This window comes from Cohnella candidum (assembly GCF_003713065.1).
Classification (GTDB): Bacteria; Bacillota; Bacilli; order Paenibacillales; family Paenibacillaceae; genus Cohnella; species Cohnella candidum.
Map to the genome: position 1 here is coordinate 2,526,217 of NZ_CP033433.1, position 25,801 is coordinate 2,552,017.

21 protein-coding genes are annotated in these 25,801 nt (G+C 60.0%); 2 read left to right on the forward strand and 19 right to left on the reverse strand.

Going from position 1 to position 25,801, the window contains the following annotated elements; all coding sequences use genetic code 11:
* Positions 1 to 8: 8 nt before the first annotated feature.
* From radC to EAV92_RS11930, 4 genes are all read right to left on the reverse strand, one after another.
* Positions 9 to 698 carry a RadC family protein gene (radC, locus tag EAV92_RS11915; protein ID WP_123041295.1) on the reverse strand — a complete coding sequence of 230 codons (690 nt, stop codon included), beginning with the start codon at positions 696 to 698 and terminating at the stop codon, positions 9 to 11.
* 74 nt (positions 699 to 772) lie between these two features.
* Positions 773 to 1,378, reverse strand: coding sequence for a Maf family protein (locus tag EAV92_RS11920; protein ID WP_123041296.1), 606 nt, complete (start codon positions 1,376 to 1,378; stop codon positions 773 to 775).
* Positions 1,379 to 1,400: 22 nt separating this feature from the next.
* Positions 1,401 to 1,643 (reverse strand): DUF4321 domain-containing protein, encoded by a 243-nt coding sequence (locus EAV92_RS11925; protein ID WP_123041297.1) that lies wholly within the window; start codon positions 1,641 to 1,643, stop codon positions 1,401 to 1,403.
* Positions 1,644 to 1,830: 187 nt separating this feature from the next.
* The gene (locus EAV92_RS11930; RefSeq protein WP_164472743.1) at positions 1,831 to 3,114 is read right to left on the reverse strand and encodes an SPOR domain-containing protein; all 1,284 of its coding nucleotides are present in this window, start codon (positions 3,112 to 3,114) and stop codon (positions 1,831 to 1,833) included.
* Between the two features lie 167 nt (positions 3,115 to 3,281).
* Between EAV92_RS11930 and EAV92_RS11935 the strand changes: the two genes are divergently transcribed.
* On the forward strand, positions 3,282 to 4,469 hold the full coding sequence (locus EAV92_RS11935) for a S1C family serine protease (RefSeq protein ID WP_123041299.1): 1,188 nt from the start codon (positions 3,282 to 3,284) through the stop codon (positions 4,467 to 4,469).
* A 78-nt stretch (positions 4,470 to 4,547) separates the two neighbouring features.
* On the opposite strand, the gene murC is transcribed toward EAV92_RS11935, so the two are convergent.
* From murC to hemL, 5 genes are all read right to left on the reverse strand, one after another.
* Entirely contained in the window at positions 4,548 to 5,933 is a 1,386-nt protein-coding gene (murC, locus tag EAV92_RS11940) for a UDP-N-acetylmuramate--L-alanine ligase (protein ID WP_123041300.1), read from the reverse strand.
* A 7-nt stretch (positions 5,934 to 5,940) separates the two neighbouring features.
* Positions 5,941 to 7,320, reverse strand: coding sequence for a bifunctional folylpolyglutamate synthase/dihydrofolate synthase (locus tag EAV92_RS11945; protein WP_123041301.1), 1,380 nt, complete (start codon positions 7,318 to 7,320; stop codon positions 5,941 to 5,943).
* 16 nt (positions 7,321 to 7,336) lie between these two features.
* Positions 7,337 to 10,009: a valine--tRNA ligase gene (locus tag EAV92_RS11950; RefSeq protein ID WP_123041302.1), complete on the reverse strand. Its 2,673-nt coding sequence runs from the start codon at positions 10,007 to 10,009 to the stop codon at positions 7,337 to 7,339.
* 731 nt (positions 10,010 to 10,740) lie between these two features.
* Entirely contained in the window at positions 10,741 to 12,066 is a 1,326-nt protein-coding gene (locus EAV92_RS11955) for a LysM peptidoglycan-binding domain-containing protein (protein WP_164472744.1), read from the reverse strand.
* Between the two features lie 160 nt (positions 12,067 to 12,226).
* A complete protein-coding gene (gene hemL, locus EAV92_RS11960) occupies positions 12,227 to 13,528 on the reverse strand; it encodes a glutamate-1-semialdehyde 2,1-aminomutase (RefSeq protein WP_123041304.1) in 1,302 nt (433 codons plus the stop codon).
* Between the two features lie 83 nt (positions 13,529 to 13,611).
* On the opposite strand from hemL, the gene EAV92_RS11965 reads away from it, so the two are divergent.
* Positions 13,612 to 14,274, forward strand: a complete 663-nt coding sequence (locus tag EAV92_RS11965; RefSeq protein WP_123041305.1) for a Crp/Fnr family transcriptional regulator — start codon at positions 13,612 to 13,614, stop codon at positions 14,272 to 14,274.
* A 32-nt stretch (positions 14,275 to 14,306) separates the two neighbouring features.
* Here EAV92_RS11965 and hemB read toward each other — a convergent pair whose 3' ends face one another.
* The 10 genes from hemB to lon form a co-directional block, all read right to left on the reverse strand.
* Entirely contained in the window at positions 14,307 to 15,305 is a 999-nt protein-coding gene (gene hemB, locus EAV92_RS11970; protein ID WP_123041306.1) for a porphobilinogen synthase, read from the reverse strand.
* Between the two features lie 5 nt (positions 15,306 to 15,310).
* The gene (gene cobA, locus EAV92_RS11975; protein WP_123041307.1) at positions 15,311 to 16,858 is read right to left on the reverse strand and encodes a uroporphyrinogen-III C-methyltransferase; all 1,548 of its coding nucleotides are present in this window, start codon (positions 16,856 to 16,858) and stop codon (positions 15,311 to 15,313) included.
* A 5-nt stretch (positions 16,859 to 16,863) separates the two neighbouring features.
* Complete coding sequence (gene hemC, locus EAV92_RS11980; RefSeq protein ID WP_123041308.1) at positions 16,864 to 17,805, reverse strand: hydroxymethylbilane synthase; 942 nt, start codon at positions 17,803 to 17,805, stop codon at positions 16,864 to 16,866.
* A gap of 10 nt (positions 17,806 to 17,815) precedes the next feature.
* The gene (locus tag EAV92_RS11985) at positions 17,816 to 18,481 is read right to left on the reverse strand and encodes a precorrin-2 dehydrogenase/sirohydrochlorin ferrochelatase family protein (RefSeq protein ID WP_123041309.1); all 666 of its coding nucleotides are present in this window, start codon (positions 18,479 to 18,481) and stop codon (positions 17,816 to 17,818) included.
* A gap of 17 nt (positions 18,482 to 18,498) precedes the next feature.
* The gene (locus EAV92_RS11990) at positions 18,499 to 19,320 is read right to left on the reverse strand and encodes a cytochrome C assembly family protein (RefSeq protein ID WP_123041310.1); all 822 of its coding nucleotides are present in this window, start codon (positions 19,318 to 19,320) and stop codon (positions 18,499 to 18,501) included.
* A gap of 54 nt (positions 19,321 to 19,374) precedes the next feature.
* Positions 19,375 to 20,769 carry a glutamyl-tRNA reductase gene (gene hemA / locus EAV92_RS11995; protein WP_123043700.1) on the reverse strand — a complete coding sequence of 465 codons (1,395 nt, stop codon included), beginning with the start codon at positions 20,767 to 20,769 and terminating at the stop codon, positions 19,375 to 19,377.
* A 216-nt stretch (positions 20,770 to 20,985) separates the two neighbouring features.
* Entirely contained in the window at positions 20,986 to 21,384 is a 399-nt protein-coding gene (gene speD / locus EAV92_RS12000) for an adenosylmethionine decarboxylase (protein WP_123041311.1), read from the reverse strand.
* 365 nt (positions 21,385 to 21,749) lie between these two features.
* On the reverse strand, positions 21,750 to 22,340 hold the full coding sequence (locus EAV92_RS12005) for a non-ribosomal peptide synthetase module (RefSeq protein WP_123041312.1): 591 nt from the start codon (positions 22,338 to 22,340) through the stop codon (positions 21,750 to 21,752).
* Positions 22,341 to 22,504: 164 nt separating this feature from the next.
* On the reverse strand, positions 22,505 to 23,149 hold the full coding sequence (gene yihA / locus EAV92_RS12010) for a ribosome biogenesis GTP-binding protein YihA/YsxC (protein ID WP_123041313.1): 645 nt from the start codon (positions 23,147 to 23,149) through the stop codon (positions 22,505 to 22,507).
* A gap of 28 nt (positions 23,150 to 23,177) precedes the next feature.
* The gene (lon, locus tag EAV92_RS12015; protein ID WP_123041314.1) at positions 23,178 to 25,625 is read right to left on the reverse strand and encodes an endopeptidase La; all 2,448 of its coding nucleotides are present in this window, start codon (positions 25,623 to 25,625) and stop codon (positions 23,178 to 23,180) included.
* Between the last annotated feature and the right edge of the window lie 176 nt (positions 25,626 to 25,801).

A 25,801-nucleotide genomic window follows, 5' to 3' on the forward strand; every position in this document is an offset into this window, starting at 1 on the left:
ATATTATATTACAAGCAACCTAATTCCTTCAAACTAACAAAGCGGTTATCGCCGATGACAATATGATCCAGCAGCTCGATGCCGACCAGTTCGCCGGCCTCGGCCAGCCTTCGCGTCAACTGCTTGTCTTCCGGGCTCGGGGTGGGGTCCCCGCTCGGATGGTTGTGGGCGCACAAGATGGAGGCGCTGCTCCGCCGGATCGCCGCGCGGAAAACTTCGCGGGGATGCACGATCGAGGCGTTCAGGCTTCCGATGGACAGCGTCTGCCGGCCGATGACCCGGTTCTTCGTATTGAGGAACAGCACCACGAAGTGCTCTTCCCGGAGCCGGCGCAGCTCTTCCATGAGCAAGTCCGCCGCGTCCCGGGGACTTGCGATGAGCGCCGCTTCCGGCAGGCGGGAACGGGCCACGCGGCGGCCAAGCTCGAGGGAAGCCTGCAGCTCCAGCGCTTTGGCGGGACCGATGCCGGGAATATGGGTGAGTTCGTCCCAGCTGCGCTCGGCGAATCGGCGAAGCCCTCCGCTGTCCTGCAGCACCCGCTGGGCCAAGTGAACGGCAGACTCCCGGCGGCTGCCGGTCCTAAGCAGTATGGCGAGCAGTTCCGCATGGCTGAGCGCCTCGGCGCCGAGCCGCATCATCCGTTCCCTCGGTCGTTCGTCCTCCGGCAAATCACGGAGCCGGTAAGCTTGCGAGTCCATCCCTGATTCCTGCCTCTTCGCCCGCGTCGGCCGCGGAATTGGCTTGAGGTTCCGTAATGGCATTACCCTTCCGATCAGGGAACGGAAACGCCGAATGCTTCCAATTGTTCGGCAAGCAAGGAGAGCGGAAGGCCCACGACGTTGAAGTAACAGCCCTCCAGCGAATCGACGAGCACGGCCCCAAGGCCTTGGATCCCGTAAGCCCCGGCTTTGTCCATGGGTTCTCCGGAAGCGACGTAGCGCCGGATTTGATCCGGTGATAATGCCCGCATGCGTACGACGGTCCTTCGGTGAGAGATCGACGTTTTCCCGTCCTGAAGGCCGATGCAGCAGACTCCCGTGAACACTTCGTGGGAACGCCCGGCCAGCCGGGTCAGCATGCCGATCGCATCGGCCTCGTCTTTCGGCTTGCCCAGCACGTCGCCGTCAATGACGACGATCGTGTCGCTGCCGATGACGATGGCAGGCGTATCCTGCGTACCTAGAGAGTTTTCCCAGACGGTCTTGGCTTTACGATGGGCCAATTCCTCGACGATTCTGTCGGGCGCCCAGCCTTCCGGCGTACTTTCGTCCGCCTGGCTGGGCCTTACGGACACGGGCAGGCCTAGCGCCCTCACGAGCTCTTGCCTGCGGGGAGATGAGGAAGCGAGGATCAGCGTCGGTACTTGCGCTGCACACATGGGACCGCTCTTCCTTTCCGGATTACAATTTGCGATAAAGCCAGATCGCCGCCAAGGCGAATGCGATGCTCATCAAAGTCAAATCGAGCCGAAGCTTCAAGTCGAATTTGATGACCGCCAGATCCGCGGAAGGCGACAAAGAGACGGACATGGGCCGGGTCAGAAACGACAAGCCGGGTACGGCCTCCAGCCACCGAGCGACGAGCGTCCCGGCCAGCAATCCCAGTACGATGAATAGAAGCAGGATCCAGCCGTTTTTCTTCATTTTTCCCAATCTCCCACCATTTTTTGACACCCATTTCTTCATTATACGTTCACCGGACAAGTCCCACAACGTTCTAATTTCCTCCAGCAAACGAAAAAAAGCCCCGGGAAGGGGCTTGCTTGGCCGTAACCCTTGCGGGGCGCGGATTGTTAAAATTCGCTCATGCGGCAATCGCTCCCCGCCCCCGTCATTTCGCGGTTCCGGCTGCCACCGCCGTGCGCATCGAGAGGCCTGCGCCGATCGCTTCCATGACGTCTTTCTGTACGCTCCACAGATGGAAACGGGAGATTTTCTTGCCGTAGTCGTCCAAGGAGACCATCGCCGCATTCAAGGATTGGGCCATCGTCATTCCGGCGTCCTTGGCAGGCCCCTCGAGTTTGTCGACGGCAGGCAGCGTTTTCAGCCATGCCGCATGGGTATCCCTTAGGGACGCGAGGTCGCTTTCCCCGATCGGCTGCGGCAATTCGTCCTGAAGTGCCGCCACGGACAAATGCGCAAGCTGCTGCGCCAGCTTATGGCTTTGCTCCACGAAGGCCTCCAAACCCGCTGCATCCGCAGACGCAAGCTTCACCGGTCCGATTTCCGAAGATTTCACGAAAATCTCCAAGCCGGGCATCTGCGCGGCGAGCAGCTCCGCCTCTTCTTTGCTCGCGGCGGCTCCCGCATAGACCCGGTAACCGTCCGTGCGGTCGCCGTACCCAGGGTACCCTTTGTCCTTCAGCTCCGCCAACGCGGCGTCCATGCTTTCTTCGGACCGGAATACGCCGTACTGCAGCCAGTAATACGTCTCGCCGGGAAGCTCCGCCGCGATGCCCGCCCCGGACGCCGCGCTTGCATAGGCTCCCGGGGAGGCGCTTGGGGACGAGACGGCCGCCTGCGCCGGAGATGCCGTCTCGGCCGCGGTTCCGCCGGATGACGGCAGCGGGGATTCCCCGGCGAACAAAGTCAAGACGAGATAGCCGAACAGCGCGCCGGTCGCGATCGCCCCGGCCACGGAAGCGAAAACCTTCCACCATGAAGGCCCATCGCTTCTCATCCTCGTGCCGGACGCCGCGTATTCCCGTAAAATCGATTCGTCGATTTCCGGCCATCCGCGTTGCGGCTCTCCCTGCTCCTCCGGTATGGCGGTCGCAACCGGCGTTACGACTGCAGCCGGCATCACCGGCATTTCCGGTGCCTTCCTCGACTCCGGCAGCGGGATTACCGTCTCCCGCCGCTTCGGTTTGACGGCACTCGCCGTTTGCAGCGGCAAATCCGCATTGGCCTTCTTCGTCTCCGCCCCCCGAATAAGCTGTTCCAGCTTGTCGGCATCCAGCTCGGCCGGTCCTCCGATATCCTTATCGACGATCCGTTCTTCGGTTCGCGGAGCCGCAGGTTCGACTTCCGTTCGCCGTAACTCGGGTACCGGCTTCGGAGGCTCATCCTTCCTCGCCGGCTCGAACCGGAACGTCATTCTCGCTTTTTGCTGCATGTTACGGTCTCTCCCCTGCACGCTTGTCTGAGCGTTTCTAGTAACAAGAATATGAGAGGAGCGGGACAAATATTCCCGATGGCCGGGAAGCTTCATGGGACGCTCTTTACGGCTTGCCAGAATCTACCGATAATAGGATAGAAACTATTCCTAAAGGTGGTCACTAGATGAAGAGGAAAATAGCACTGATCGTCGCGTTAAGCTTTCTCGTCACGGGAGCGGTCAGCGCCGCGTCATTATGGGGGAGCTTTAAAGGAAACGCGGTCGTGAAGACCACGGTAGGCGGCACGGTGTTCAAGCCAAGCGGCACGCCGGCCATCCAGTTCAACGGACAACCGCTGATTCCGCTCAGCGTGCTGGATAAAGCGGGGATCAAATACACCTACGACAAATCGAAACTGACCGTGGACGTGAAGAAACCCGCGGCACCAGCCGCCGACCCGGTCACGTTGGCCAAGGAAATCATCGACAATTACGGCAGCGGCGTGACCTTCATGAAAGATTACGGCGTCATGGTCGCGGTGTCTTACCTGACGCAAATCGACGACTACGATTCCGACTGGTACTATTTCGATCAGATCTTTCAACGGCTCTCGAAATTCAACGCCCAGGAGTCACGGGTCGTTTACGTGAATGCCGACGGGGAAGAGATCGGCTCCGTTTCGATCGAATCGAAAGCGTACCGCGACTTCATGGCCGGAAAGATCAAGGACGCGGACTTGCAGACCAAATGGATCGTCACGGGCAAAATCGGCCGCACTCCCCTGACGCCCAAAGAAATCGGCAAGCTCCAAAACTCCGTCGGCGTCGTCCTGACCTACGACGACAGCGGCAAACCGATTGCGCAGGGATCCGGGTTCGTCATCCGCGACAACCTGTTCATCACGAACCATCACGTCGTGGAGGGCGCGAAGAAAATCACGATCAAGCTCGACGGCGTCACCTACGACGCTTCCAACTGGTATTATTTCGACAACAAAGACGCGGACCTTTGGGGCGTCATGCTGTCCACTTCCTATGATGCCCAGGGCAGGCCGACCGGCTCCTCGCCGGCTTATTCCCTGGATTACGATACGGCCATCCCCCAGATCGGCGAGAAGGTGTACGCGATCGGCAGCCCGGTCGGATTGGAAAACAGCTTGTCCGAAGGAATCGTCTCTTCGATCCGGACGGATAACGGCATGACGCTGATCCAGCATACGGCCGACATCGACCACGGCTCCAGCGGAGGCGTGCTGCTCAACGAATTCGGAGACGCGATCGGCGTGACGTCATCCGGCGTGGAGGGCTCCAATTTGGAGTTCGCCATCCCGATGAAATACGTGCAAAAAGAAATCGATATAATCGAGAAGTAAACGGAAACGGCCGCAACCCCCTGCCATTCGGCGGGGGGTTGCTCGTTTTCTTTCGATATGAAAATGGGAAGCCGGGCTTTAGCCCGGATAACGTTCTCTCAGCACGCGGGCGAGTCCGTCCGCCGCCTTCCAGATGTCGCCGGCGCCCATCGTGATCACGAGATCGCCGGGCTGCACTTTGCCGGCAAGCAGCGTCAGCACTTCTTCCTTCGTGGGAACGTAGTGGACGTTGGGATTGCTGTTGTTCTCGATCAGCTCGACGAGCTTCTGCGAGGTGACGCCTTCGATTCGCTGCTCCCCCGCAGGCGAGTAAATGTCGGTAATGATGACCTCGTCCGCGTCGGCGAAAGCGCGACTGAACGCGTCTAGCAGGAAGAAGGTCCTCGTATACCGCTGCGGTTGGAATACCGCGATGATCCGCTTGCCCGTCGCTTTAGCCGCTTGGATCGTGGCTTGAATCTCCGTCGGATGGTGGGCGTAATCGTCGATCACCAGCATGTCCTTCACTTCGCCGAGCACTTGGAACCTGCGCTTGGCGCCGCGAAACTCCTTGATGGCTTCGGCGATGCCGGCGAAGGGAACGCCGGCCTCCAGGCAAACGATGACCGTGGCGAGTGCGTTATAAACGTTATGCCGCCCGGGCACGGAAAGCGCGATCGTACCGAGCGTCTCCGCGCCGCGGCGTACGGAGAACTCGACGCAGCGATCGCCCAGCGTAATGTCCGCGGCGGTATAGTCGGCCTCCGATTCGATGCCGAATGTGATGAGGCGCGTCCCGCCGACCTTCGGCAGGATGGACCGGACGTTCTCGTCGTCCGTCCCGACGACCGCGATTCCGCCTTCCCGCACGTTGCGCAAATAAGAGACGTAAGCTTCCTTCAGCTTGCCGAAATCCCCGTCATAGTTTTCGAGGTGGTCGGCTTCGATGTTCGTGACGACCGCGATCGCCGGCACGTACTGAAGGAACGAGCCGTCGCTCTCGTCCGCTTCCGCGACGACGAAATCGCCCTTGCCCGCTTTGGCGTTCGTTCCGACGTTGACGATTTCCCCGCCGATGATATAAGTGGGATCCAACCCGCAAGTCTCCATGACCAAGGCGATCATCGAGGACGTGGTCGTTTTGCCGTGCGCTCCCGCGACGGTGACGCCTTTGCGGGCGTTCAGCAGCCTCGCCAGCATTTGAGACCGGTGCAGAGTCGGAATGTTCAGCTGCTCCGCGGCCTGCCGTTCGACGTTGTCCTTCGGCAGGGCGGTGGAATAGACGACGAGATCCGCGCCTTGCACGTGTTCCGGCTCATGTCCGATGTAGATCCGCGCGCCTTTGGCGGCCAGTTTGTCCGTGAGCTCCTGGCGGGCAACATCAGAACCGGACACTTGATAGCCCATCTCCAGCATGACGCGGGCGATGGCGCTCATCCCATAGCCCCCGATGCCGATAAAATGTACATGTTCAGCCGTATGCAACGACGCTTCACCAGCCTTTTTCAGATTTCGTTCCATGCAGCAGCCACGAGCGGACGTCCGCGATCAAGTACAGCGTGCCCGTGACGACGTGGAGCGTGCCGGAGGACGAACCGCCTTCCGGGCCGGTCAGCAGCGCGAGGGCTTTACGCCAATCCGGTTCCACCACGATCCCGCCGGGCTTGCCGGTTTCTTTCCGCAGCCTTTCGGCCACCTCGGCGAGATCTTCGGCATTCATCTTTTTATGAAAATCGGGTTCCGTAATGACGAGCAAATCCACCATTGGTAGTATATGCCGCAGGGAATGTTCGTGATTCTTATTCGGCATCATCGCCATCATGACGTTCAGCCGGTCGTACTTGTAAACGTCCCGAAGAGCGGCGGCGAGCGCCTCCATCCCTTCCGGGTTGTGCGCCCCGTCGAGCAGGATGCGCGGCTGGCGGGAGACCAATTCCAATCTTCCCGGCCAAGCTGCGCTCCGCAGCCCTTCCGCCAGATCGGCGTCCTCCACGATCAGCGCGTAATACTGGCGGAGCACTTCCAGCGTCATGACGGCCGCGGCGGCGTTTTTCCGCTGGTGAGCGCCGCTGAGCGTGATCGTGAGCTCGGGCAAATCCCGGAAAGGGCCGAAAAACGAAAATGCCTGTTCCGTTTCCGAAGTTGCGCCGCTTTCGTACTGGAACTGCTCGCCCAAAACGTAGAGCGTGGATCGTCCGGCTTCCGCTTTCTCGCGGAAAATCCGAACGATCTCCGGCCGAAGCTCCGTCGTGACGACCGGCACGCCCGGTTTGATGATGCCGGCTTTCTCCCTCGCGATGTCTTCCAGCGTCGGGCCCAGCATATCCATATGGTCGTGGCCGACGTTGGTAATGACGCTCACGACCGGCGTGACGATGTTGGTCACGTCCAGCCTGCCGCCCATCCCCGTTTCCCATACGACGTAATCGGGATAAGCGACCGTTCCATAGTACAACAGCGCCAGAGCGGTCGTCACCTCGAACATCGTCGGAGGCCCCCACTCGGTCTCCGCCAGCGCGTCGGCCTCCGGTTTAATCCGGTTGGCCAGTTCGAGCAGCGTTTCATCCGGGATGTCCGTTTCGTTGTATTGGAGCCGGTTGGAATAGGAAGTCAGATAGGGGGACGTGAACGTTCCCACATCGTAGCCGCAGCGGCGCAGCACCTGCGTCAGGAAAGCGCACGTCGAGCCCTTCCCGTTCGTTCCGGCAACATGAATAAATTTTAACCGCCGATGGGGATGCCCAAACCGTTCCATCAGCAGATTCATCCGTTCAAGCCCGGGCCGGATACCGACGACGGGCATCAGGCCGGTGATCCATTCCACCGCATCGGCAGCCGTCCGAAACGGGGCTGTCTGCCGTTCGTCGTTCATTTCCGATTCCCTCCCGTCAACCGCGCAGCTCGGCGATGCGGGCCAGCACTTTGTCCCGTTTGTCGCGGTAATCCTGGCCTTTGGCCCTTTCTTGCTCCACGACGTGCGCAGGCGCTTTCGCGATATAGCCTTCGTTGCCCAGTTTCTTCTCGACCCGTTCCACTTCCGCGTTCAGGTTGGCGAGTTCCTTCTCCAGGCGGGCGATTTCCTGGCCGATGTCGATCAAGCCGGCCAGCGGCAAATACAGCTCTGCGCCGGTCACGATCGCGGTCATCGCTTTGTCCGGCGGCGTCAGGCCGGCGTCCAGCGTGAACGAAGACGTATTGCAGAAACGGCGGACGTACACTTCATTGCGTCGCAAAATGCTTTCTTCCGCCGCACCCGTCGGCTTGACGAGCAGCTCGATCTTTTTGCCCGGCGACACGTTCACTTCGGCACGGATGTTGCGGACGGCGCGGATCGCTTCCATCAGCAGGTTCATTTCCTTCACGGCCTCTTCCGCCTCGAAAGCCGACTCGTAACCCGGCCAAGCGGCCAGCGTGATCGTTTCTCCGGCTTCATGAGGCAGATGCTGCCAAATTTCTTCGGTGAGGAAAGGCATGAACGGGTGCAGCAGCCGGAGCGTACGGTCCAGCACGTAAGCCAGCACGGACTGGGTGCTGCGCTTCGCCGCCGCATCTTCTCCGTACAGCGTAAGCTTGGCGAATTCGATGTACCAGTCGCACAGATCGTCCCAGATGAAGTTGTACAGCAGACGGCCCGTTTCGCCGAATTCGTACCCTTCCATGAGGCGGGTGATGTCGCGCGCGGTTTCGTTGAACCGGTGCAGAATCCAACGATCGGCCGTGGAAAGCGGTCCGGACAAGTCGATGTCTTCGGCCTTGAAGCCTTCCAGGTTCATCAAGGCGAACCGAGAAGCGTTCCAGATCTTGTTGGCGAAGTTGCGAGCCTGCTCGACCTTCTCCGTCCGGTAGCGCAGGTCCTGGCCCGGCGTGCTGCCCGTTGACAGCATGAAACGCATCGCGTCGGTGCCGTATTCGGCGATGACGTCGAGCGGGTCGACGCCGTTGCCGAGCGATTTGGACATTTTGCGTCCTTCGGCGTCCCGGACTAGACCGTGGATCAGCACGTCCTTGAACGGATTTTGCTCCGTGAACTCCAGCGCGGTGAAAATCATCCGGGCTACCCAGAAATAGATGATGTCGTAACCCGTGACGAGCACGTTGGTCGGATAGTAGTTTTTAAGATCTTCGGACGATTCGTCCGGCCAGCCCATCGTGGAGAACGGCCACAGGCCGGAGCTGAACCACGTGTCGAGCACGTCCTCGTCCTGCTTCAGGTCGGCGCTGCCGCAAGACCGGCAGGCATGCAGGTCTTCGCGGGCGACATGCGTCTCTCCGCAGGCGCCGCAGTACCAGGCCGGAATCCGGTGTCCCCACCACAGCTGGCGGGAAATGCACCAATCGCGGACGTTTTCGATCCAGTGTAAGTAAATTTTTTCGAACCGGTCGGGCACGAAATTCACGCCTTGGCCGGAGCGCTGCGACGCGAGGGCTTTCTCGGCCAGCGGCTTCATCGAAACGAACCACTGCGTGGACAAATACGGCTCGACGACGGCGCCGGAGCGCTCGCTGTGGCCGACCTGGTGAACGTGGTCGTCGATTTTGACCAGCACGCCTTGCTCTTGCAGGTCCTTGACGATCGCCTTGCGGCATTCCGCGCGGTCCATGCCTTGGTAAGGACCGGCTTCCGCGTTCATTTTGCCGCTTTCGTCCATGACCGTAATCTGCGGCAAGTTGTGCCTCGTTCCGACTTCGAAGTCGTTCGGGTCGTGGGCGGGCGTGATTTTCACGGCGCCGCTGCCGAACTCCTTGTCGACGTATTCGTCGGCGATGATCTGGATTTCGCGGTTCACGATCGGAAGAAGGAGCATCTTGCCGATCAGGGACCGATAGCGCGGATCTTCCGGATGCACCGCAACGGCCGTATCGCCGAGCATCGTTTCCGGACGCGTCGTTGCCACGGTCAGATGGCCGCTGCCGTCCGCCAAAGGATACCGCAAGTGGTACAAGTGACCGTTAACCTCTTTGTATTCGACCTCGATGTCGGACAAAGCCGTACGGGCCGCCGGATCCCAGTTGATGATCCGTTTGCCGCGGTAGATCAAGCCTTTCTCGTACAGGCGGACGAACACCTCGCGGACCGCTTTGGACAGCCCTTCGTCAAGCGTGAAACGCTCGCGCGAGTAGTCGAGGCTGAGGCCCATTTTGGCCCACTGGCTGCGAATGGAGCCGGCATAATGCTCCTTCCACTCCCATACTTTCTCGAGGAACGCTTCGCGTCCCAGATCGTAACGGGTTTTCCCTTCCTCGCGGAGCTTCTGCTCCACCTTCGTTTGGGTGGCGATTCCCGCGTGGTCGGTGCCCGGCAGCCACAGCGCGTCGAAACCCTGCATCCGCTTGAAGCGGATCAGGATGTCCTGCAGCGTGAAATCGAGCGCGTGGCCGATGTGCAGCATGCCGGTCACGTTCGGCGGCGGAATGACGATCGAATATTTAGGGGCGCCGGTGCGGCGGCCCGCTTGGAAATAACCGTTCCGGATCCAGGTTTCGTACCATTTGGTCTCCGCGACCGTCGGATCGTAAGTCGTCGGCATCTCGGTCTGGAGCCGTTCTTGCGTTTCGGACATAAATGCGGCCTCCTCGTCAATAAATAGAAAAACCTCCCGTCGCAAAGGACGAAAGGTTGAGCTTCCGTGGTACCACCTTCGTTCCGCGCGATGCTGTCACGACAGCCGCACGGCACTTATCGCAGGATAACGGCCGCATACCGTCCCGTCTTACCTCCCATGCCGAATGCAAGGGTCTCTTACGGGAAACTCCAGGGTGACTCGCCGCGGCGCCTCCTGCGGAATCTCACAGCGCCGGCAACCGGCGATTCCGCTCTCTGAAAGGGTAAACCGCGAACTTTCCCTATCCGCGTCTTTCTCTCCTATTCTACCCGCCGGGTCATGGAGAGTCAATACAGCCCATTGTTCCCCAAAATCCGCCCGGACAAACGCGTATGCGAATCGTTTTCCACTCAGCCTGCGGCTTAACAGAAGTCCCCCTGGTTCATCTAGAATAATAGGATTTTCTCCCGCTAATCGTTCAGCATTTGATCAAATTGGCTAAATAAAAGGAAAAAGTCCCACTAAATTCGTCCATGACGCCGCTCTTGGAGATTACGCACGGTATTAGTGGGAGTTTTTCCAGTTATTCATCTGCAGGATGGAAAAACGCAGAAATTAGTGGGAACTTTCCCCACTATTTCTCTCCCTCCACCTCTTACACTTTCTCTACCTCTATGCCGCCCGGCGTGAAACGAAAAAAGCCGCCTTTCCAGGCGGCCCTTCTCGCGATTTCGTGGATCAGACATGCCTTACGGAATATACAGCACTTGCCCTTCCGACAAGTAAGGGTCGCTCAGCCGATTCCGCAATTGCAGCTCGCGGGCTTGCACGTTGTAGCGGGCGGCAATGGATTCGATCGTATCCTCCCGCTGAACGATGCACATCCTCACCTTGCTGAATGCCTGGGCCTCCGAACCTTTGCTGAGGAAGAGCTTCGTCCATTCCAGCTCGTCTCCCGTGCTTAGGCGCGCCGCTTTAGCTTCGGCTTCTTCGGCTTCGGCCCGGGCGGAACGCAGCGCCTGCTGCTCCGCTTCCCTCGCGGCGCCTTTGTCGCCGAGGATGGACAGCAGCCCTACGCCGAATGTGGTGGGCGGCGGCGCGTCCTGTTTTTTGCCTCCGAACGCGATTTTCAGCTCCGGCTTTTCTTCGGGCTTCTCTTCCAGCCTATCAACCGGCGCGAAGTCCGGCTTGTCTTGCAGCTCAGGCTCCGGCAGCGGTTCGGCAAAAGCCTCCCAGCGGTCGCCGGCTTGGTCTTGCAGCTCAGGCTCCGAGGCAAACTCGGATTCGGGCTGTTCCCCGGCAGAGGGGTATGCAGGCAATGGAAAAGCCGGCTCCGCTTTCCGGGTCGAAACGTCTCCCCATCCGGTCTCCGACTCCCACGGGCTTGCGAGTTCGTTCGAAGCCGGGATCGCGGGCTCCGAGGCTTCCTCTTGCGCTTCCGGCTTGGCCTGCGCGGCATAAGGCCACACGCCGGCTTCCCTGCGGTTCGTCGCGGCGTAAAACGGAGACGTCTGCGGCGGCGCGGTAAACTGGGCGTACGGGTTATCGCCGAATGGGGAGGGCGACGGTTCCTGCTGCAGCTCGGCCGGCTCAAACCGGATTTCCTCTTCCTCTTCCTCTCCAAGTGAAGCCGAAGGGTCCGGCGCCGCTTGGTGAACGACCGTGAAGCTGTCGTCCCGCCACACCGGCGCTTGCTTCTGCTGTTCCGGCTGCAGCCCCCGGAGAGCCAGCACGCCGGTTACGTTAATCGAGCGGGTGGACAGCAGGTCGACGTCGAAGTTGTCGATCTCGACCGCCAATTCCTCCATACGCGGCACGCGGCTCGGCGGCAGGGAGATCTCGACCGGGATCCAATGCTCCAATTTCGCGGAGCCTTGTCCCGGCTCCTGGTTTTGCGCCCGGTAAACGCCGGACAACAACAAATGCCCCTTCAGCAGAACATGGTCTTCGCGGGGCTGCGCCTGCATGTGGGGAATGAGCTCAATCTCCTCCAATTCCTCGATGGCAGCCACATCATCGGGCAAGTGCACCCGCTCGTAAATGTCGAACCTCAATCCGTTCAACGGGTCCGTCACTTCCTGCATCCTCCTTTCGTTTCGCACCCGATCGTCACGGGTCCTCGGCAGCTTTCTCATTATCTATATGCCGCGGAAAGTGAGGCATGCCTGCCCCCGCCCAAAAAGCAAACAACCCCGCTGCCCCGATTGGAATCGGGGCAAGCGGAGCTGCCGGTTTTTAAGACTGACGAAGCGCTTCGCGGTGCGCTTCGATCGTAAGGTCGATATCCTGCTCGGAGTGCGCCGTCGACACGAACCATCCTTCGAAGGCGGACGGCGCGATGTTGACGCCGCCGTCGAGCAGCCCGCGGAAGACGTCGATGAACCGCTTCGCGTCCGCCGTCCTTGCCACGTCGTAATTGATGACGTGCTTCTCGGTGAAAAACGGACAAACCATGGAGCCCACCCGGTTGATCGTCATCGGAACGCCAAGCTCTTTGGCGTTCTGCTCAAGTCCGGCCTGCAGCCGCCCGGAAAGCCGTTCGAGCAGCTGGTATTTCTCTTCGGTCATGAGCTTCAGAGTCGTGTACCCCGCTGCCATGGCAAGCGGATTGCCTGACAGCGTGCCCGCCTGATAGATCGGGCCGACCGGGGCCATTTTCTCCATGATCTCGCGTTTGCCGCCGTATGCTCCGACGGGAAGGCCGCCTCCGATGACTTTGCCGAGACAGGTGAGGTCCGGCGTTACGCCATACAGGCCTTGGGCGCAGTTCAGGTGCACCCGGAAGCCGGTCATCACCTCGTCGAAAATCAAGAGACTTCCGTAGCGGGTCGTCACGTCGCGAAGTCCCTGCAAGAAACCCGGCAGCGGAGGCACGACGCCCATGTTGCCCGCGACGGGTTCCACGATGACGGCGGCGATTTCTTCTCCGAACCGTTCGAACGCCAGCTTCACGGATTCCAAATCGTTATACGGGACGGCTACCGTATGGGCGGCCACTCCTTCGGGAACGCCGGGGCTGTCGGGAAGGCCCAGCGTGGCGACGCCGGATCCCGCCTTGATCAGCAGGCTGTCGGCATGTCCGTGGTACGAGCCCTCGAATTTCAGGATTTTGCTGCGGTTCGTGTAACCGCGGGCCAAGCGAAGGGCGCTCATCGTCGCTTCCGTGCCCGAGTTGACCATCCGGACGATCTCGACGGACGGCACCCGTTCGCAAACCAGCTCGGCCATGAGCGTTTCCAGCTCCGTCGGGGCACCGAAGCTCGTCCCTTTTTCCGCCGTCCGTTTGATGGCTTCCACGACTTCCGGGTGGGCGTGGCCCGCGATCAGCGGTCCCCAGCTCAGCACGTAGTCGACATAAGTTTGGCCGTCGATGTCGGTAATCCGGCTGCCTTCCCCCCGCTCGATCACGAGCGGAGTCAATCCGACCGACTTGAACGCCCGCACGGGACTGTTGACGCCGCCGGGAATCGAGCGCTTGGCCCGTTCGAATGCTTCCTTGGATTTCGTATCCGTGCGATTTCGACGATTTTCGTTCATGTTCGTCACATCCTACTATCTGAATTGGAAAAGGCTGTGGTAAACTGGTACCGTAAGGAACGTACGGGGAGGACAATCCGGTTATGATCGAATGGCTCAAACGGGTATCGCTTTTCGACAATCTTAACGACGAACAGCTTGAAAATATCGTTAAAATCGCCCACCGCAGAACATTTCCCGCAGGCACCGTCCTGTTTCACGAAAAAGATCTCGGCCTGACGTTTTATGTCGTGCTGGCCGGCTCGATCAAACTGTTTACGCGCAGCACATCCGGCGAAGAAAAGGTCTTGTCGGTCGTGAACGCGGGCGAAAGCTTCGGCGAGCTGTCGCTGCTGGACGGAAGACCTCGCTCCGCTTCGGCCCAGACGCTGGAATCGACCTCGGTGCTGGAGCTTTCTTCCCAGGCGTTCATGGAGCTGCTGCAGTCCCATTTCGACATCACGCGCGGCATCCTATCCGAGCTTTGCCGAAGGCTCCGGCAGACGAACGAGCAGGTGAACGACCTTACGTTCCTCGACGGAAGGACACGCGTGCTCAAGAACCTGATCACGATGGCCAACCGCAACGGCAAGCGGGACGGGCAGACGATTTCGATGCACATGGCGCTCAATTACGACGAGCTTGCGCAGCTTGCCGGCGTCTCGAAGGCCGTTCTCTCCGACGTGCTTCGAGAGCTGGAGAACCGGGGCGTGCTGCAGTTCGGCATCAACGAATACCGCTTGAATTTGGCCAAGCTCCGCGGGTAACCGCGGAGCTTTTTCTTTGCCGGCTTAAACCGTTAAGCCTGGCCGTTCATCCAGCGCGCCGCGTCCTTAGCGTGGTACGTGATGATCAAATCGGCGCCGGCGCGCTTCATGCCGAGCAGCGTCTCGAGCACGATCGCCTTCTCGTCGATCCACCCTTGCATCGCGGCCGCTTTGACCATCGAATATTCGGCGCTCACGTTATAAACGACGAGCGGCAGGTCGAACCGCTCCCGCAAGGCGCGGACGATATCCAGATAGGCAAGGCCGGGCTTGACCATCAGGAAGTCGGCGCCTTCCTCCACGTCAGATCTTGCTTCGCGAAGCGCTTCGCGCGCGTTGCCCGGATCCATCTGATACGACTTGCGGTCGCCGAATTGCGGCGCCGATTGGGCGGCTTCGCGGAAAGGACCGTAATAAGCCGAGGAGTATTTGACCGAGTAGGACATGATCGGCACGTTCACGAAGCCGGCTTCGTCCAGCCCTTCGCGGATGGCGGCGACGAAGCCGTCCATCATGTTGGAAGGCGCGATGATGTCCGCGCCGGCCTGAGCCTGCGATACCGCCGTCTGCACGAGCAGCTTCAGCGACTCGTCGTTGTCGACGACGGCGACTCCCCCGTGGTCGTGCACGACGCCGCAATGGCCATGGTCGGTGAACTCGCACAAGCAGGTGTCCGCCACGACGAGCAGTTCCGGATATTCCGCCTTGATGCGGCGGATCGCTTCCTGCACGATGCCTTGCTCGTCGTATGCGCAGGCGCCCAGAGCGTCTTTCTCCGAAGGATCCGGAACGCCGAACACGAGCACCGCCCGAATGCCCAGCCGGGCCAGTTGGGACAGCTCTTCACCCATCCTGTCCAGCGACCAGTTGTATACGCCGGGCATCGACGAAATCTCCTGCTTGACCCCCGTACCCCGCGCGATGAAGATCGGCGCGATGAAGTCGTCCGCGCTGAGCGAAGTTTCCCTCACCATGCTCCGGAGCGCGGCCGAGCCGCGAAGCCTGCGATGTCTTGTATTCGGGTATGTCATGCTGTTCAATCTCCTCTCTGTTGCCTAAGCTTGCATAATACGTCGACCAAGCCGTCGATCGTCGAGCTTTCCGCGACGGCCGTCACCTTCAGTCCGTTCTCCTCCGCGGTCCGCGCAGTAATCGGTCCGATGCAGGCGATGTCCACGCCGTCCAGCAGCGCGGCCGGATTCTCCGCGCCCAATCGCCTGAGGGCTTGAAGCAGGTTGGTGACGGTGGACGAGCTCGTGAACGTGACGGCGTGGATTTCCCCGGTCTCCAGCATTTCCAGAAGAAAAGGATCCTGGCTGTCCGCCTGGACGGTTTCGTACACGTCGATTTCCACCGCTTCCACGCCGCGTTTCTCCAATTCCCTCGGGAGCGTTTCCCGGGCAAGGTCCCCTCTCGGCAGCAGCGCCCTCTGGCCGGCTTTCATTTCGCCGGCCAACGTTTCCAGCAGTCCCTCCGCCAGGAACTTCTCGGGCAGAACGTCCGCACGCAAGCCGCGAGCCGCCAGCGCTTCCGCCGTTTTGGGCCCGACGGCGGCGAAGCGGGCGCGGTGGAACCTCCGGATATCGATTCCGCACAAATCCAGCCAGCGGTAGAAATATTCCACCCCGTTCACGCTGGTCAGGAGAACCCAATCATACGTTTCCGCGGCGCCGATCGCATCCTTCACGGCTTGAACCGCGGCGTCCGACTCCGGCATCCGGGTTTCGATCACCGGGAATTCGTAAGGCTCGCCGCCAAAATCGTCGATCTTGTCCGTCAACTCGCTCGCCTGGGAACGCGCCCGGGTGACGAGCACCCGAGTGCCGAAGAGCGGCTTCTTCTCGATCCAGGCGAGCGTTTCCCGCTGGCGCACGACCTCGCCCACGACGATCACCGCGGGCGGCTCAAAGCCCGCGGCCTTCACTTTCTCTTCGATATCGGACAGCGTGCCGGTCAGCGTCCGCTGTTCCGCCCTCGTGCCCCAGCGAACCAGGGCGACCGGCGTCTCGGGCGGCCTGCCGTATTTGACGAGCTGCTCCGCGATATAGCCGATTTTCGAGACGCCCATGAGGAAAACCAAGGTGCCGGTGGCGTTCGTGACTTTGTCCCATTGGATGGATCGGTCGAGCTTGTCGGGGCTTTCGTGTCCGGTAATGACGGAAAAGGATGAGGCCAGATCACGGTGCGTCACGGGAATCCCCGCATAAGCCGGCACAGCGATCGCGGACGTGATGCCCGGAACGATTTCATACGGAACGCCGTTCTTTCGGAGCAGCTCGGCCTCTTCCCCCACACGGCCGAACACCGTCGGATCTCCGCCTTTGAGGCGCACGACCGTTTTGCCTTGAAGCGCCAAATCCACGAGCAGCCGGTTGATTTCCTCCTGCTTCATCGTATGGCGGTCCGGCAGCTTGCCGACGTAAATGAATTCGGCGCTGGGACGCGCCCGGTTCAGCAGCTGCGGTCCCGCCAGCCGGTCGTACACGACGCAGTCGGAACGCTTCAGGGCTTCGAGCCCCCTCAACGTGATCAACTTAGGATCTCCCGGTCCCGCGCCGACCAGATACACTTTCCCCATGGCCATCTTCTCTATTCCCTCGCTTCCGCCAAAATCGCGTCCGCTCCCCTTGCAAGCAGGGCTTCCGCCACCTTCTGGCCGACTTCGGACGGGTCCGTCCCCGACGCCGTTTCCTTCAGGATGCGGGTGCCGTCCGGCGACGCGACCATGCCCGTCAGTGAAACCTCACCGTTCGCCGGGTCGTCCTGACCGATGACGGCGTAGGCGCCGATCGGCACCTGGCATCCCCCGTTCAGCAGGCCGAGCAGCCGGCGTTCGGCTTCAACGGCTTTGGCCGTGACCGGATCATGGATCAACGAGAGCAGGTTCAGCACCACCTTGTCATCCGAACGGCACTCGATCGCCAAAGCTCCCTGGCCGACCGCAGGAAGGCATACTTCCGGAGGCAAGTAGGAGTCGATCCGCTCTTTCCATCCCATGCGATGGAGGCCGGCCGCGGCCAACAGAATGGCGTCGAGCCCATCATCCTCCAACTTGCGGAGACGCGTATCGATATTTCCGCGGATCGACTCGATGCGAAGATCCGGCCTCGCCGCTTGCAGCTGCGCTCCCCGCCGCAGGCTGCTGGTGCCGACCCTGGCTCCTGACGGAAGCTCTTCAAGCGAGGAGGCGGTTCTGCCGATGAAGGCATCCCGGGGATCTTCCCGTTTGGGGATCGCGCCCAGCGTCAGCCCTTCCGGCAGCTCGAACGGCATGTCTTTCAGGCTATGTACCGCCAAGTCGATCTCTCCGTCCAGCAAGGCTTGCTCGATCTCCTTTACGAAAAGTCCCTTACCGCCGACCTTGGACAGCGTAACGTCCAGTATGCGGTCCCCGCGGGTCACGATAGGCTTCAATTCGAATTCGTAAGACAAGCCCGCGGCCTTCGACGCTTCGCGAAGGGAATCCACGGTTTGTCCCGTTTGCGTTAACGCGAGCGCGCTCTGACGCGTACCGACGATGATTTTGCGCATGATTAGCTCCTCACCTTTTCTCTCTGTCTTGTCCGGAACCGGCCCGATCCCTGAGCCGTTCCAGCAGGCGGTCCGGTTCGGCCGCGATGCCGGTCGTCCGCCATTCTTCGAGCGCGTCCGTCTCAGCCGCCGCGGCCAAAAGTCTTCGCCTCTCCTCACGGCTGGAAACACGCTCTTTCACGATTCGCCGAATCCGGCGCAACTCGTCGGCATATTCGGCATATTCCGGTCCGTACCGCGTTTCCAATTCCCTTACGACGCGGGAAGCGAGAGCCGGCCCGGCGCCGGAAACGCTGGCCGTGAGGATGAAACGCCCCCGCCGCAGCACCGCCGGTAAGATGAAATCGCCGGCCTCTCCGTCTTCCGCCGCGTTGACCGGGATACCGGACGCCGCAGCCGCGGCCGTGATCCGCAGGTTCGCCTCGGAACTGCCCGCAGCGGCAAACACCAGCGTCGCCCCCGCAAGATCCGAGGCTTCCGCTTCTTTCTGCCGCCACTCCAGCCGCCCCACTTCCGCCAGCGTCCGCAAGCCTTCCGTCAGCTCGGGACTGACGACGCGTATCTGCGCGCCCGCTTCGAGCAGGCCGCAGACTTTTCGCTCCGCCACAGGCCCCCCTCCGATCACGACGGCCAGTTTCCCTTCCATGCGAAGCATGACCGGATACCATTCCGCCATCAGCGCCTCCCCCTTCCTTACATCCAGCGATGGAACGCCGAAACGGAATTGGCGAAAAACGCGGCCACAAGCAGCGCGTATCCGATCAGGTTCCAACGCGCCACCTTCGTTCCGTCATCTCCGGATGCGGTTCTCCGCAGCAGGTAGACGACGTAAAGGATTCCGGCGGCGAAGGAGAGGAGCACTTTCTCGTCCAGCAGGGAACGCGCCCTGCCGTCGAGCAGCAAAGCCGCCGTTCCGGTCGACAAGGACAGGAACAGCAGCGGAACCCCGATCAACCCCGCCCGGAAAGCGTACCGGTCGATGAGCTCCAAGCTGGGCATCCGGCTGAGAACCGGCGTCCAACGCTTTTTCTTCAGGCGCTCGTGCAAGAAGAGATACATGCCTCCCAAAATCGCGGCGACGGTCAACACGGCGAACGAAACGGTAATGAGGCCGATATGCACGACGAGCAGCCGTTTGGCCGCCTCCCAAGAGGAAAGAACGAAGTTCCGGTGCGGCCGCTGCAGCAGGTTCATGGCCAAAACCGCGAATCCGACGACATTGACGAACAGCACGAGCAGCTCGGCCCGAAGCCAGCGGTTCACAAGGAAGGACAGCGACACCAGCAGCCAAGAAACGAAAAATAAAAAGTCCTTGAGCGAAAGCTCCGCCACCGAAAAACGCTGGATCAGCAGCAAGATCAGGAAGATCGTCTGCAAGACCCAGACGAAAACAAGCAGCCCTGTTCCCGCTTTTCTCGCGCTCCGGCTGCCGGATGCGGCGTCGGACGCGAAGAAAAGCAAGCTCAGGGCATATACGTAAAGTACGGCATCGGTCAACCAGTCTTGCGTCAACATGGGGCAGCGCCTCCCCTGGACTCGGGTCAGCCGGTTGCAACCGGCTGCCGGATTCTACTGGAGTGCGCCCGCCAGCCGGCCGAGCAGCGTCTCCAATTCGCGAACGGCGCCGGCAGGCTCCTGGGATTCGTTTTCCTTGCGGGACTTGCGCTCGCTAACGGCTTCTTCCTTCAGCTTGGAAACCTCATCCTCCAAGGAGAACAGCTGGACGAACAGCTTCATCGCTTCCTCGCCCTTCTTCTCCGCCGCAAGCTCCTTGATGCGAAGGATGGGGTCGTGGATCATTTGGTTCACCATGCTCTTGGTCAGTTTGCGGATCACCTTCTGCTCCCGGTCATCCAAATCCGGAAGCTTGCGGAGCATGCTCTCCAACGTGCTTTCCTGGATGGCGGCCGCCTTCTCCTGCAGGGCGCGGATGAGCGGGCTGACGCCGAGCGTCGCGAACCATTCGCGGTACGCTTCTTGCTCTTCGGAGATCATTGCTTCGATGACCGCCGCTTCCTTGCGGCGTTTCTCCAGGTTCCCTTCGACGATCCCTTCAAGGTCGTCAATATCGTAAAGGAAAACGTTCGGAATGTCTCCGCATGCAGGATCGATATCCCGCGGCACGGCGATGTCGATCAGGAAAAGCGGACGTTTCTTGCGTTTGGCCATCGCCTGCTCGATCGCGCCGCGCTCCAGGACGAACCGTTCCGCGCCGGTGCTGCTGATCACGATATCGGCTTCATCCAAGCGGCTGAGCGCCTCTTCCATGGAAAGCGCCGTCCCGTCGAACTTGCCTGCGAGTTCCTCGGCGCGGGAAACCGTACGTCCCGCGACGAATACTTTCTTCGCGCCGTTCGCGTGCAGATGGCGTGCGGTCAGCTCGCTCATTTTGCCCGCGCCGACGATCATGACCGTCTTATCGGTAAATCGGCCGAAAATTTTCTTGCCCAGTTCCACCGCCGCATAACTGACGGAGACGGCGTTTTCGCCGATCGAGGTTTCGGAGTGCGCCCGCTTGGCCAGCGTGACCGCTTGCTTGAACAGCCGGTTGAAAATCGTGCCGGTGGTCCCGTTCTCCTGCGCCTGGAGGAACGCGTCCCGAACTTGGCCCAGGATCTGCGTCTCGCCCAGCACCATCGAATCGAGCCCGCTGGTGACGCGGAACAAATGTTCCACCGCCTGATCGTCTTCGTGCATATATAAATGTTTGTTGAATTCCTGCCTCGGAATTTGGAACCATTGCTCCATGAATGCCCGCACGTAATGGCCGCACAAATGCAGGCGATCCACCACTACGTAAATTTCCGTACGATTGCAGGTCGCGACGATTACGCCTTCGAGAATGCCCGTCGTCTTTTTGAGCGACTGAAGCGCCTCGAGCGTATCGCCTTCCGCAAGCGCGAAACGTTCCCGGATTTCCACGGGGGCCGTCCGGTAGTTCAAGCCGACGACAATCAGATGCATGAGCATTCACCGCCTTTCTCGAAGGATGCAGACCCGCTTAAGGTCAAGCCTCATTATACCACTTTCGACAACCCGGCTCACGCCGCAAATTTGAAAAGTTTATGAAAACGGAGCTTCGCCCCTTTTCTATTGTCGACGCCTTATTAGCAGGATATTCCCGAAGAAAACCAAAAGCCATGAGGGGGATCCTCATGGCCTTCTCATCGTATGTTCGGGTTATACGAGCTCGACCTGTTTCATGACCGGCTCTTCGACTTGCATTTCACCCAGGCCGCGAACGAGTTTTTTCGCGTAAGTGCGCTCAGGCTTCAAGACGCCAACGAGATAATCGATCGCCGCTTGCGGATCGACCGTTTCGCCGCAGGTGTAGCAATCGATGGCGGCAAAACCTTTCTCGGGATACGTGTGAATCGAGAGATGGCTCTCCGAAAGCAGAACCAGAACCGTTGCCCCTTGAGGTTCGAATTGTTTGGCTTGAACCGATAGAACGGTGGCGCCGCAAGCTTCGGCTGCCTCGACCATGTGCGATTGGAGAAGTTCGGCGTTGTTCAACGTATCGAAGTTTACTCCCCAAGTGTCCACCGCAACGTGCCGTCCGAAAGTAGAGTATTCCATCTTTCGGTTCCCCCTTCCTAGGAATAAAATGTGAAGCTGATTTCATCCGCTAGGACCTACGTCATTCACTTCTCGAGGGAATTTGCTCTCTCATCGCATTCCGTTCCTGAGTGAATCCTGGTTCCTATTGTGTTGTCAACGAAAATAAAAATAACATCTATCGCCCTGAATTGCAACAACTTTTTTTAGACAGTTTTACCCCCGTCCAACCCGCGCCGGGCTTGGCGTTAGCCCGTTTTTCGGATCTTCGGTTTCCCCGGCGCCCGCAACGTCCACCCCATGCGGTTTTCGGGGGCTTCGCGGCCTGCCCAAAATAAGAAGAGCCGCACTCGGCGGCTCCTGCGATGAGGCAATATGAGAGTATTTTAAGCTTCCAGAACGAACAGCAGGCGGCTGTGGTACTTCAACCGTTCGTCGATTTCACGGATACTTCCGGGGTCCGCAGCGCGATTGCGCCGATCCAACAGCTCGTTGACCGACTGCTTCAGCCTTCCGATCTCTTCTTCGACGGAACAAAGTTGGAACTGGGCTTCCATTCTTCCGAGCGTGTCGCGGTATTCGAACACGGTACGTACGGCGTTCCCTTTGCATTCGGCGATCCGGATGACCGCGCCCTGCATATAGTGGTACACCATCGTAAAGCCTTCGTAAATCCGGTTGACGACCGCGTCGCCCTTGAAGGCAGAAACCATTTTGCGAAGGACGTTCGTCAGTTTGGGCTGCACGACCCTGCAGGTCAGCCGGCAACGGTAGTTCCCTTCGGAACGCTCAAAGGTTAAGCGGATAGATTCGCCGCCCGCGTCGTCCTCCAGGACGACCTCCTGATTGCCGTTCTCCAGAACGAACACCTGCAGGCGAAGCTGCTGGGCTCCGCACAAGGCAAGAAGCCTCGGCATATCGGTTTCCGGCACGGTCAGATTGGCATTGACATACTCCGTGGCTACCCGTTGAGCCATAAAAATCTCCTCAATTCCCATTGTGTTGCGCGTTTGTCAAACCTTCAATACTTGTTACCCACCTTTATTATATGATAATCCTTCGGCCGTTTCTCGCGTCCCAGCCGCGATTTTCCCGCAAAAAACCCGTAAAAAACGATTCCTCCCGGCATCCGCCCGAAGTTTTACGCGTTATCCTCTGTTTCCTGCGGTACTTTATGGGGTTCAGAAGGGGACTCACTCGCGATTCCGGCCGCTTGCGCGATGATGCTCCATAATTCATCCCTTCCTTGGCCCGTTTCCGACGAAAACACGACGAGCGGAAAGTGGCCCGGCATGCCGAGCGTTTGGCGGACGATCTTGGCGTGCTTCGGGATTTGGTTGCGGGAAATTTTGTCCGCCTTGGTCGCGACCACGCACATCGGGATGCCGTAGTGGGACAACCAGGCGAACATGTTCCGGTCTTCAGCCGACGGCGGGTGGCGCAAGTCCACGAGCTGCAGCACGAGCTTGAGCGGCTCCCGGTCGCGCAAGTAACGCTCCGCCAGCTTGCCCCACGCTTCCCGTTGGGTTTTGGCCACACGGGCGTAGCCGTATCCCGGAAAATCGACGAAGTAAAGAACTTCGTTGATTCGGTAATAGTTCAGCGTCTGCGTTTTGCCCGGCTGCGCACTCGTGCGGGCCAGGTTGCGTCGCAGCAGCATTTTGTTGATCAAGGAAGACTTGCCGACGTTGGAACGGCCGGCGAGGGCCACCTCCGGCAAACCGTCCTCCGGAAATTGGCTCTCGCCGGCCGCGCTGATGACGAAATCGCTTGTTTTGATTTTCATGGAAAAGGAACGTCCTTCCGGTTTGGCGTCAGTGAGTGCCGAGCGGCGGCCCGTCTTCGGTCTCGGATTCCACGGTCGCCGGAATCGGCGCATCCGGGGTCGTTTCCAGCGCGACGGGGTCGCTGCCGACGGGCGGCGGTGCGATCAAGATCGGATCGGTCAGCGCGTGAAGCAGCACTTCGTCCATGTGCGAAACCGGCACGAACGTCATCGCTTCCCGCACGCTGTCCGGTATATCCCGCAGGTCGCGCTCGTTGTCCTTCGGAATCAGCACTTTGCGGATGCCGGCCCGATGCGCAGCCAAGGATTTCTCCTTCAAGCCGCCGATCGGAAGCACGCGGCCTCGCAGCGTGATTTCCCCCGTCATCGCGACTTCGCGGGAGACCGGCCGGTTGGTCAGGGCCGAAATCAGCGCGGTCGCCATCGTGATCCCGGCGGACGGGCCGTCTTTGGGGATCGCCCCTTCGGGAATATGGATATGGATGTCGTTCTTCTCGTGGAAGTCCGAAGCGATCCCGAGCTCCTTCACCCGGCTGCGGGTATAGCTGAACGCGGCTTGAGCCGACTCTTTCATGACGTCGCCGAGTTTGCCCGTCAGGGTCAGCTTGCCGTTGCCCGGCATCACGGTGACTTCGATGACCAGCGTGTCGCCGCCGACTTCCGTCCAGGCGAGTCCCGTGACGGCGCCGATCTGGTCTTCCTGCTCCGCCATGCCGTAACGGAACTTCGGCGGGCCTAGGTATTCCTTCAGCTTGGCGACGTCGACCGCGATCGGAGCCGATTCCGGATTCGCCACGATCTCCTTGGCCGCCTTGCGGCAAATGGAAGCCAGCTGCTGCTCCATGTTGCGGACGCCGGACTCCCGGGTGTATTCCCGGATGAGCGTAAGGACGGCTTCGGGCTTCACGTCCAGCTGCGATTCCTCCAGCCCGTGCTCCCGCTTCTGCTTCGGCAGCAGATGCTGCTCGGCGATTTTCTGCTTTTCCAGCTCGGTGTATCCCGGTACGGTAAGCAGCTCCATGCGGTCCAGCAGCGGCCGCGGGATGTTATGCACGACGTTGGCCGTCGTCACGAACATGACGTTGGACAGGTCGAACGGCATTTCGATGTAGTGGTCGCTGAACGTGGCGTTCTGCTCCGGGTCCAGCACCTCGAGGAGCGCGGACGCCGGGTCCCCGCGGAAGTCCATCGCCATTTTGTCGATTTCGTCCAGCAGGAAAACGGGGTTCTGCGTGCCGGCGGTGCGCATCCCTTGGATGACGCGGCCCGGCATCGCGCCCACGTAAGTGCGGCGGTGTCCTCGGATTTCAGCCTCGTCGCGGACGCCCCCGAGCGAGATGCGAACGAATTCGCGGCCCAAGGACTTCGCGATCGATCTCGCCAGCGAAGTTTTGCCGACGCCCGGCGGGCCGACGAAGCAAAGGATCGGACCTTTCAGTTTTTTCACGAGCTTCTGGACCGCCAAGTACTCGAGCACCCGTTCCTTCGGTTTCTCCAGGCCATAATGCTCTTCGTCCAGGATTTGCTCGGCCTTGGCGATGTCGAGATCGTCTTCCGTCTGCTTGTTCCACGGAAGGGCCAGCAGCCACTCCACGTAAGTACGGATGACCGCTCCTTCGGCGGAGGAGGCGGGCATTTTCTCCAGCCGGTCGATTTCTTTCTCGACCTTGGCGGCGATTTTCTCCGGCAGCGAGGCTTCCTCCAGTTGGTTCCGGAGTTCTTCGACCTCGCCCGCGCGCCCTTCCTTCTCGCCCAGCTCTTTCTGGATCGCCTTCATTTGCTCGCGCAGGTAGTATTCCTTCTGCGTTTTTTCCATCTGCTTCTTCACGCGCTGGCTGATTTTGCGTTCCAGCTCGAGCACTTCGCGCTCGTTGTTCAGAAGATCGAGCACTTTCTCGAGCCGGGAGCGGACGTTCACCGTCTCGAGAATGTCTTGCTTATCTTTAATTTTCAGCGACAGATGGCTCGTGATGACGTCCGCCAGCCGGCCCGGCTGGTCGATGTCCGATACGGCGGCGAGCGTTTCCGGCGTGACCTTCTTCGAAAGGTTGATGTAGTTCTCGAATTGGCTGAGGACGGCCCGCATGAGGGCATCCAACTCCGGATCCCCTTCTCCCGTCTCCTGCAATTCCTTGGCCAGAACTTCGTAGTATTGTTCGTTTGGCAAGTACTGTTCGATCTCCGCACGGTGGACGCCTTCCACCAGCACGCGGATCGTTCCGTTCGGCAGCTTGAGCATCTGGCGCACTTTCGCGACCGTACCGACGCGGTAGATATCGTCGTGCGTCGGTTCCTCGATGTTCACTTCCGATTGGGAACACAGAAGGATCATGTGATCGTCGACCATGCTCTGCTCCAGCGCCTTAACCGACTTCTCCCGCCCGACGTCCAGATGAAGCACCATGCTGGGATACACGAGCAGCCCGCGCAGGGGCAGCAAAGGAATAGAACGGCTTCTCGTTTTGCCCGAACCCATGTCCGGCACCTCCTTAAGAAACGCTTCTGGAACGAGAAAGAAATTGTTTCCGTCATTGTACCAAATGTGACCCCGCGCCGCAAAATCGCCTGTCCTTTTTGACGGCATCCCGAATAGGTTCCCCCTGCGGGGGCGGGGATTAAACGGCCGAAAAAAAGCCGTCCGAATGGACGGCA